The following is a 9,072-nucleotide window of genomic DNA, read 5'->3' as shown; positions in this document are numbered from 1 at the left end:
CCCGTGGGGGTGGGGCGGGGATGAGCACCGTGACGGACGTCGCGCGGTTCGCCGGCGTGCTGTACGCGCAGCGCGCCGCGACCGCCTGGCAGGGCTACGGCCGGCGGGACCCGATGGCCCGGCTCATGCTGCGCCCCGGCCGGGTCGACCCGTACGCGGTCTACGAGGAGCTCCGCGTGCACGGCCCGATGGCCCCGACCCGGCTCGGCAACTGGGTCACGACCGGGCACGCCGTGACGAGCGAGGCCCTGCGGGACCGCCGGCTCGGCGTCCGGGCGCCGGGTGCGCCCGACCGCAGCGAGGGGATCGACCTGTCGTTCCTCGAGCGCGACCCGCCCGACCACACCCGGCTGCGCCGGCTCGCGGCCCCGGCGTTCACGCCGCGCCGGATGGCCGCCTACCGCACCCGGATCGAGGAGCTCACCCACCGCCTCGTCGAGGACGCCGCGGCCGGGGGCACGTTCGACCTCGTCGCGGCCCTCGCGGCACCGCTGCCGATCGCCGTCATCACCGACCTGCTGGGCATCCCGGACGCCGACAGCGCACGCTTCGCCCGCTACGGGACGACGATCGGCAGCGCGCTCGACGGCATCCGGTCGCTGCGTCACGCCCGGGACCTCATGGCCGCCCAGCAGGCGCTCACGACGTTGCTCGGCGACCTCGTCGTCCGGCGGCGGACCGACCCCGGCGACGACGTCATCAGCCATCTCGTCGCGCACGAGGGCGACGGCATCGAGGCCGCCGAGCTGCTGCCGCTGGTCCAGCTCCTCCTCGTCGCCGGGTTCGAGACGACCGTCAACCTCGTCGGCAACGCCGTCCACGCCCTGCTCGCCGACCGCGAGCAGTGGGAGCTGCTGCGCGCCGACCCCGGCCTGGCCGCGGCCGCCGTCGAGGAGACGCTCCGGCAGGACCCGCCCGTGCAACGGACCGCCCGGGTCGCGCACGCGCCGCTCGACCTCGGCGGCGTCCCGGTCCGGCGCGGCCAGTGGGTCGTCGCCCTCATCGGTGCGGCGAACCGCGACCCCGCGGTGCACCCGGACCCGGCCCGGTTCGACCTGCTCCGGACGCCCGCCGTCGAGCACCTCGCCTTCTCGGCGGGCATCCACTACTGCGTCGGGGCGCCGCTCGCCCGGCTCGAGGGCGAGGTCGCCCTCGCGACCCTCGCCGCCCGGCTGGACCTCGAACCGGCGGGTCGCCCCGTCCGGCGCCCGGGGACGACGATCCGCGGGATGCTCCGGCTGCCGGTCCGGGTGCGGCGCGGCTGAGCAGCCGCACCGCACCGGACCGGGAACCCGCTAGTCCTGCGGGCCGTCGTCCGGGCCGCTGCGCCGGCCGACGCCGACCGTGTGGCGCACCTGGGCACCGAGCGCCGCCGCCCGCCGTCCGGCCTCGTCGGCCGCGACGTCGGCGCTGCGGGCGATGCCGCCGAGCACCTCGACCCCGGTCCGCGGGAACCAGCGGGCCCGCCGCCGGGCACCCTTGGGCACCGTGAGCGCGACCCCGGCGGCGACCGTCCGGACGTCCTCGCCCATCTCGTCCGGGTCGCGGCCCGGTGCGCCGGGCGGCATGTAGCGGGCCGACTCGACGTCGTCGACGAGCCGGCCGAGCGCCCCGCGCTCGCTCCCGCCGAGGGTGTGGTCGTCGGCGAGGCGGCGCTGCAGGGCGCGCGGCGTCCACGACGAGGCCCACCGGACGCCGAGGTCGGCGAGCCGCTCGCGCAGCTCCTCCCAGGCGGCCTCCGCGCGCGCGGACGCTGTCACCGCCCGCCGCCAGCGCCGCCGCCGGACGACGGTCGCGGCGAGCAGTGGGACGAGCCCGAGCAGCCCGAGGAGCAGGACGGCGAGGACGACGCGCCACGGGATCGCGGCGACGATCCGCTCGAGCAGCGGCGCCTGCTCCACCGGGCCGAGGTTCTCGTCCGGGGCACCGGTGCGCTGCTGCGCGGACGACGCGCTGCTCGACGGCTCCGAGGTCTGCGTCTCGGTCTCCGTCGGCGTCTCCTCGGGCTCCTGGACCCCCGTCGTGTAGCCGGGGACCTGGGCGACCCGGCCGGCCGGGGTCGGCTCGAACCGCACCCAGCCGACGCCGTCGAAGTAGAGCTCGGGCCAGGCGTGCGCGTCCCGCAGGCTGACGGTGTAGGTGCCGTCCGCGCCCTTGCTCCCCGGCAGGAAGCCGACCGCGACCCGCGCCGGGATGTTCAGCGCCCGGGCCATGACGGCCATCGCCGACGCGAAGTGCACGCAGTACCCGCGCTTGACCCGCAGGAACTGCACGAGCACGTCCTGGCTGCCGTCGTTCGAGCCGGTGCCGACCGGTGCGTTCGTGTCGTAGCGGAAGCCGCCGTCCCGGAAGTACTTCTGCAGCGCCGTCGCCTGCTCGTAGTCCGAGCCGTCGCCGGCGACCTCCCGCGCCGTGTCGCGGAGCGTGGCGGGGAAGTCGGCCGGCAGCTTGGTGTACTCGTCGCTGACGCTCTGCGGCGGCAGGCCGGCGGCCTGGAGCTGCTCGGCCGTCGGCTGCACGTCGTAGTAGTAGGCCTCGTACTGCTTGTTGCGGGTGTCCGTGCCGCTGCCGACGACGTTGAGGGTCGAGGCGTCCCAGAGCCAGTCGCCCTCGATGTCGACCTTGTACGCCGGGTAGGGCAGCGGGAGGAAGTTCTGCTTGTAGTCGTTGACCGTCACCGACATCTGGAGCCGCTCGGTGGCGACCGCCGCGGTCAGGCCGGGCGGGGTACCCATCTGGGTCTGCACCGTGTTGTCGCGGGGGATCTTGCGGTCCGTCGGCGGCTCCCACTTGTCGCCGCGGTACTGGGTGTCCGCGACGATCCGCAGCGGTTCGGGCTGCTGGTCGCCGGAGAGCTTGTACGTGAGCACCGTGATGTCGGCGCGGTCGTTGAGGTCCTCGCGGAGGGTGAGGATCGGGTTGACGACGGCGATCTGCCGGTTGCCCTTGCCGTCACCGGAGCCCGAGCCGTTGCCGAGGATCTGCTCCCCGAGCCCGGGCACGAGCGGCGGCACGAGGACCGCCACGGCGAGCGCCCCGACGCCGATCCGGCGGGCGCCGCTCAGCGGTCCGCCGGACATCGTCCGGCCCTCGCCGTCCGGCCCGAGGTTGCCGAGGACCCGGCCCCAGCCGCGGATCCGGTCGGTGGCGTCCGCGGCGATGAGGAGCAGGTAGCCGAGACCGCCGAGGACGAACCAGACCCACGAGACGCCGTCCGGCAGCACCGCCGCCGGGACGCAGTAGACGGCGAGCAGCGGCAGGCCGGCGACGGCCGGGCGGCGCAGCGAGACGGCGAGGACGTCGACGGCGAGCCCGACGAGGCCGACGCCGCCGGCGACGAGCAGGATGAGGCCGCGGGCCGGTTCGACCGGTGGGCCGTCCTGCTCGGTGATCTCGACGCCGGCCCGGACCAGCTCGGCGAGGGCGCGCCACGCCTCCGGGCCGGGGAGCACGCCCCACAGGGCCGCGTTGCGGGCGAAGAGCGCCGTCACCGCGAGCGCGAACGCCGCGAGCTGGGCGAGCAGGACGACGAGCCAGGAGCGGGTCACCTGCCGGACGGCGGCGCCGACACCGGCGACGACGGCCACGAGCACGAAGACCGCGACGAGCCAGGCCTTGCCGCGCACGAGCGGGCTCAGCGTGAGCGCCGCGAGCATGGTCGCGAGGACCGACGCGAGGGTCAGCCGGGCCTGGGTCGTGGAGCTCATCGGGCACCTCCTGCGCCGGGGAGCGGTGCGGGCACGGGGGCGAGCCGGAACTCGGTCCCGGGGCGGGCGTCGGCGACGCGGTCCCAGGCCTGCCGGACGGTCTCCTCGGGGCCGGCCTCGGTGACGACCCAACCGCCGGAGCGCAGCACGGCCGCCGCCCGGCGCCGGTTCTCGTCGGCCTCGGCGCTCCCGCGGTCGGTCGCCGGGCCCCAGGCCGTCGTCCGGAGCAGGATCGCGATCCCGCGGCCGGCCCGGCGGCCCATCTGGGCCAGCGCCGTGGCCTCCTCCTCGCCGCACTCGCCGAGCACGGCGACGACGAGCCCGTCGCCGCCGGTGCGGGCCATCGCGGTCACCGCGCCGTTGAGGTCGGGGGCGTCGCCGAGGTCGACGACGGCGAGCTCGTCGAGGAGCTGGCCGGCGCCGTCCCCGCTGTAGGGGCCGGTCCAGCCGGCGGGCCGCTCGTCGACGACGAGCCGGACGCCGTAGCGCTGCCCGGCGAGGTGCACCGCCACGGACGCCGCGGCGCTCACCGCCCACTCGAAGGACGACGCCGGGCCCTCGCCGCGGTGCGCCTGCGGCCGGACGTCGAGCAGGACGGTCGCGCGCATCTGCCGCGGCTGCTCGTCGCGACGGACCATGAGCTCGCCGCGGCGCGCCGTCGAGCGCCAGTGCACCCGGCGCAGGTCGTCGCCGTAGCGGTACTCCCGGGTCGCGATGTCGTCCTCGCCGCTCGCGGCGGCGCTGCGGGCCAGCGACTCCCCGCTGCCGGACCACTGGCCGCCCGCGGTGACGGGGGAGAGCGGCCAGGTCCGCGGGACGACGACGAGCGGGTCGGTCGCGGTGAACGAGCGGGTCAGCTCGCACATCCCGAACGGGTCGGTGAGGCGCAGCCGGAGCGGGCCGACGCTGTACCGGCCGCGGACCTCCGAGCGCAGCGAGTAGGTCACCGCGGCGCGGCGGCCGCCGGGCAGCCGGGCCAGGACGAACCGCGGCGACGGCCCGAGCGAGTAGGGGACCCGGTCCTCGGCGAGCAGGACGCGGGTGGCGAGCCGGGTGAGGTTCTCCAGCTCCAGGCGCACCCGGGCGGTCGTGCCGGCGACGACCCGCTGCGGGGTGATCGTCCGGGTCAGGGCGAGCCGGTACCGCGACCGGCCGAGCACGATCGCGCACCCGAGCGGCAGGGCGGCGAGCAGGACGGCGACCCGCAGGAGGTCCTGCTGGCCGAGGACGACCGCGCAGACCGCGGCAGCGCCGCCCGCCGCGAGGAAGGACCGGCCGCGGGTCGTGAGCCCGGACAGCGCCGGGCGCAGCCAGGACCGCAGGTCTCTCATCGACGGCCCCCGGGTGCGCTGGTCGGTGCACTCATCGTCGACACGCTGCCATGCCTTCCTGTGAGCCCGTCGGGCGGCCGGGCGTCACGCCGTGGCGCGCGACCTCGGGATGGCGACGTGCGCGAGCAGGCCCGACAGGACCTCCTCGGGCGAGCGCCGGGCGAGCTGGGCGTCGGCGCTCGGCAGGAGCCGGTGCGCGAGCACGGGGTGCACGAGCTCCTGGACGTCGTCCGGGAGGACGTGCTGGCGGCCCTCCATCGCGGCGTGCGCCTTCGCGGCCCGCAGCAGGTGCAGGGCCGAGCGCGGCGAGGCGCCGAGGCGCAGGTCCGCGGTGGACCGGGTCGCCCGGACGAGCGACACGACGTACTCCTTGACGGCGTCCGAGGCGTAGACGGCCCGCGCGGTCGCGATGAGCCGGCGGACCAGCTCGGCGTCCGCGACCGGGGCGAGCGCCGACAGCGGGTCGTGCTCGCCGTGCCGCTCGAGCATGTCGACCTCGGCGGCGGCCGACGGGTAGCCCATCGACAACCTGGCCATGAAGCGGTCGCGCTGCGCCTCGGGGAGGGGGTAGGTGCCCTCCATCTCGACCGGGTTCTGGGTCGCCATGACGATGAACGGCGGCTGGAGCCGGTACGTCGTGCCGTCGACGGTGACCTGCCGCTCCTCCATGCACTCCAGGAGGGCGGACTGGGTCTTCGGCGAGGCCCGGTTGATCTCGTCCCCGACGACGACGTTCGCGAAGACGGCGCCCGGCTTGAACTCGAAGTCCTGCCGCTCCTGGTTGTAGATGCTCACGCCGGTGACGTCGCTCGGCAGCAGGTCGGGCGTGAACTGGATGCGGCGCACCGAGCAGCCGACGGCCCGCGCCAGCGACTTGGCGAGCATCGTCTTGCCGACGCCGGGGACGTCCTCGAGGAGCAGGTGCCCCTCGGCGAGCAGGACGGTCACCGAGAGGCGGACGACGTCGGGCTTGCCCTCGACGACCGTCTCGACGGCGGCGCGGATGGCGCCGGTCGCGCGGACGAGGTCGTCGAGCGACATGGGGGCAGGTGTGCTCACACCGTCTCCTTCTGCTTCGTGCCCAGCGGCGTGACCACAGTCTCTCAGGTGGCTGCCCGGCGTCATCCCTGACAACGGCGCGACCCCGGCGTTCGTTCACGGCCGGCCCGGCCAGGAGCCTGTCCGGGCTGAGGACGCCGTGCCCGCCCACCGGGTTGCGTCGATCGTCACCGATCCTCCCCGATCTTCTCCGATCGCGACGAATCGGCCCGGGCACTCGCCGCCCCCGGAGTCCCCCACTTCGCCCCACCGACCGGTCTCAGAGGCCCTCCCGGCCCTCCCAAGGGCCCGTCGGCGTGCCGGTTCGCCCGGATCGCCCCGCCCTGGCATGGGCCGGACGGGTGACGCCCCCCACCTGCGCACCACCCCTCTGACCTGCGCAGATGCCGCGCGCGGATCCAGATCGGGGGCGTTTCATCGTTGACCGTGGGGGAAAGTGGAGTACTGTGGGGGGCGTTGGAGCGGAATGGCTCGTCCAGCGACCGAAGGCCACGGTCGCCGGCGGGACCGGAGGGAGGCGGCCGTGTTCCTCGGCACGCACACCCCCCGGCTCGACGAGAAAGGGCGGCTGATCCTTCCGGCGAAGTTCCGCGAGCAGCTCGAGCGCGGCGTCGTGGTGACGAGGGGGCAGGAACGCTGCCTCTACGTCTTCCCGGTCGCCGAGTTCGAACGGATCGCAGGGCAGCTCAGGCAGGCACCGGTGACGAGCAAGCAGGCGCGCGACTACCTGCGGGTCTTCCTCTCCGGGGCCAGCGACGAGCAGCTCGACCGGCAGGGGCGGGTCACCATCCCGCCGCTCCTGCGCAGCTATGCGGGTCTCGAGCGCGACTGCGCCGTCATCGGTGCCGGTGAGCGGGTCGAGATCTGGGACCTCCAGGCCTGGGAGACCTACCTGTCCGCATCCGAGGAGGCGTTCGCCGAGCAGACCGACGAGGTGGTCCCCGGCCTGTTCTGACCACCCGGCACCACCGCACGACCCGACTGATCCGGCCGCGAGGTCTCCAGCCGCCCGTGACGTCCTGACTCACCTTCCCCGGTGTCAGGCCGTCAGGGCGGGCGGATGGGGACCTGGCGGCCGGGCCGTACCCGGGCAGCACCTCCCGGCGATGTTCCGCGACACGCCGGGCGGGGACGAGCAGCACGAAAGAGCAGCACGCACGAGCAGGAGCACGAGGTCCCGGTCCACCGGGGGAGGAAAGGGTCGAGATGACGGGCAGCGGGGGTGACGCGCGCGACCGGCACGTGCCGGTGCTGCGCGACCGCTGCGTCGCCCTGCTCGCCCCGGCCCTCGCCGAGCCGGGCGCCGTCGTCGTCGACGGCACGCTCGGGATGGGCGGTCACAGCGAGGCCCTCCTCGAGGCCTGCCCGCAGGCGGTGCTCGTCGGCATCGACCGCGACCCCGACGCCCTCGAGCTCGCCGGCCGGCGGCTCGCGCCGTTCGGGGAGCGGGTCCGCCTCGTGCACGCGGTCTACGACGAGATGCCCGCCGTCCTCGAGCGGCTCGGGCTCGGCCCGGCGCAGGGGGTGCTCCTCGACCTCGGCGTCTCCTCGCTCCAGCTCGACGAGGCGGGCCGCGGCTTCGCGTACAGCGTCGACGCGCCGCTCGACATGCGGATGGACCAGACGACGGGCCCGACGGCGGCGGACGTGCTCAACACGTACGAGGTGCGCGACCTGGCCCGGGTCATCGCCCGGTACGGCGAGGAGAAGTTCGCCCGCCGGATCGCGGAGAACGTCGTCCGGGCCCGCGCCGTCGCACCGTTCGAGACGAGCGCCCGGCTCGTCGAGCTCATCCGGGACAGCATCCCGGCGCCGGCCCGGCGCACGGGGGGCAACCCGGCCAAGCGCACCTTCCAGGCCCTGCGGATCGAGGTGAACCGCGAGCTGGAGGTCCTCGAGCGCGCGGTGCCGGCCGCGCTGGACTCCCTGGCCGTCTCCGGCCGGGTCGTCGTCATGGCCTACCACTCGCTCGAGGACCGCATCGTCAAGCACGCCCTCGCCGACGGGGCGCGCAGCACCACGCCGCCCGGCCTGCCGGTCGAGCTGCCCGAGCACGCACCCGTGCTCCGGCTGCTCACCCGCGGGGCGGAGACGGCGACGGAGTCGGAGATCGCGGCCAACCCCCGCGCGGCGTCGGTGCGACTGCGCGCCGCCGAGCGGGTCAGGGCCGGCCGGGGGGGTGCGCCCGCCAGGGGGCGCACGCACACCAGAGGGGATGCAGCATGAGCCAGTCCACCGCCGTCCGGATGCCGACGCGCCACGCGCGCCCGGCGGCCCGACCGGTCCCGGCGCCGCCGCGGCTGCGGGTCGTCGCGGCACCGGCCCACGCCCGGTCCCGGGCGGGCGCCGTCGTCGCCTGCGCGACCCTGCTCGTCGCGGGCCTCGTGACGCTGCTGCTCGTGCAGATGAGCCTCGAGCGCGGGGCCTACGCCCTGCAGCGTGCGCAGAGCCAGGCGCGTGTGCTCGGGGAGCAGCAGCAGGCGCTCCAGGAGGAGCTCGAGCGGCTCCAGGCCCCGCAGAACCTCGCGGCCCAGGCGAGCAAGTACGGCATGGTGCCGGCGCCGAACCCGGCGTTCCTGCGGGCCTCCGACGGCAAGGTGCTCGGCGTGCCTGCCGCTGGCGTAGCCAAGCCGTCACCTACGGTGAAGAAGCCTGCGGCGGCCACGCCGACCCCGTCGGCCAAGGGCTCGACGGGGGCGAAGAGCGGGGCGAAGACGGCGACGAAGCCGTCCGCCGCGTCGACGGCGAAGGCCGGCGGCACCGCGGTGAAGAAGAGCACGAAGCCGGGCACGAGGTCCGGCACCGCGACGACGAAGGCGACGAGCAAGCCGACGAACTGACGACGGGCGCCGGGAGGCGCGAATGACGGCCGCCCCGGCGGCCACTCCAGGCCAGGAGGCGACCGGTGGCGGACGGGACACGGGGGACGGGACCGCGCGACGCGCGCGGTGCCGCGCCTGCCGCGCGTCGTACGA

At 75.7% G+C, this 9,072-nt stretch carries 7 protein-coding genes; 4 read left to right on the top strand and 3 right to left on the bottom strand.

Annotated elements, in window-relative coordinates:
• Positions 1–1,265: cytochrome P450 (locus ECOMGDLI_RS03735; RefSeq protein WP_233153301.1), on the top strand; the 1,265-nt coding region annotated here is incomplete at its 5' end.
• Between the two features lie 30 nt (positions 1,266–1,295).
• Here the strand turns inward: ECOMGDLI_RS03735 and ECOMGDLI_RS03730 are convergent.
• The 3 genes from ECOMGDLI_RS03730 to ECOMGDLI_RS03720 all read right to left on the bottom strand — a co-directional run bounded on the left by ECOMGDLI_RS03730 (position 1,296) and on the right by ECOMGDLI_RS03720 (position 6,079).
• Complete coding sequence (locus ECOMGDLI_RS03730; protein WP_088313865.1) at positions 1,296–3,707, bottom strand: DUF3488 and transglutaminase-like domain-containing protein; 2,412 nt, start codon at positions 3,705–3,707, stop codon at positions 1,296–1,298.
• On the bottom strand, positions 3,704–5,038 hold the full coding sequence (locus ECOMGDLI_RS03725; protein WP_088313862.1) for a DUF58 domain-containing protein: 1,335 nt from the start codon (positions 5,036–5,038) through the stop codon (positions 3,704–3,706). Before ECOMGDLI_RS03725 ends, ECOMGDLI_RS03730 begins: the two co-directional genes overlap by 4 nt.
• Before the next feature lie 84 nt (positions 5,039–5,122).
• Positions 5,123–6,079 carry a MoxR family ATPase gene (locus ECOMGDLI_RS03720; protein WP_088289341.1) on the bottom strand — a complete coding sequence of 319 codons (957 nt, stop codon included), beginning with the start codon at positions 6,077–6,079 and terminating at the stop codon, positions 5,123–5,125.
• A gap of 541 nt (positions 6,080–6,620) precedes the next feature.
• On the opposite strand from ECOMGDLI_RS03720, the gene mraZ reads away from it, so the two are divergent.
• The 3 genes from mraZ (at position 6,621) to ECOMGDLI_RS34405 (ending at position 8,937) form a co-directional block, all read left to right on the top strand.
• Positions 6,621–7,052 (top strand): division/cell wall cluster transcriptional repressor MraZ, encoded by a 432-nt coding sequence (gene mraZ / locus ECOMGDLI_RS03715; protein ID WP_088313859.1) that lies wholly within the window; start codon positions 6,621–6,623, stop codon positions 7,050–7,052.
• A gap of 251 nt (positions 7,053–7,303) precedes the next feature.
• Positions 7,304–8,323 carry a 16S rRNA (cytosine(1402)-N(4))-methyltransferase RsmH gene (gene rsmH / locus ECOMGDLI_RS03710; protein WP_088313856.1) on the top strand — a complete coding sequence of 340 codons (1,020 nt, stop codon included), beginning with the start codon at positions 7,304–7,306 and terminating at the stop codon, positions 8,321–8,323.
• On the top strand, positions 8,320–8,937 hold the full coding sequence (locus tag ECOMGDLI_RS34405; protein ID WP_088313853.1) for a hypothetical protein: 618 nt from the start codon (positions 8,320–8,322) through the stop codon (positions 8,935–8,937). Before rsmH ends, ECOMGDLI_RS34405 begins: the two co-directional genes overlap by 4 nt.
• Positions 8,938–9,072: the final 135 nt, after the last annotated feature.

It is taken from the genome of Kineosporia sp. R_H_3 (assembly GCF_002198675.1).
Classification (GTDB): Bacteria; Actinomycetota; Actinomycetes; order Actinomycetales; family Kineosporiaceae; genus R-H-3.
The sequence above is the reverse complement of the archived record's forward strand: the minus strand, read 5'-3'. Positions and strand labels throughout refer to the sequence as shown.

Bases quoted from the DNA above. Each gene is read 5' to 3' on its own strand.
- ECOMGDLI_RS03730 (WP_088313865.1), bottom strand. From the start codon at position 3,707: ATGAGCTCCACGACCCAGGCCCGGCTGACCCTCGCGTCGGTCCTCGCG.
- ECOMGDLI_RS03725 (WP_088313862.1), bottom strand. From the start codon at position 5,038: ATGAGAGACCTGCGGTCCTGGCTGCGCCCGGCGCTGTCCGGGCTCACG.
- ECOMGDLI_RS03720 (WP_088289341.1), bottom strand. From the start codon at position 6,079: ATGTCGCTCGACGACCTCGTCCGCGCGACCGGCGCCATCCGCGCCGCC.
- rsmH (WP_088313856.1), top strand. From the start codon at position 7,304: ATGACGGGCAGCGGGGGTGACGCGCGCGACCGGCACGTGCCGGTGCTG.
- ECOMGDLI_RS34405 (WP_088313853.1), top strand. From the start codon at position 8,320: ATGAGCCAGTCCACCGCCGTCCGGATGCCGACGCGCCACGCGCGCCCG.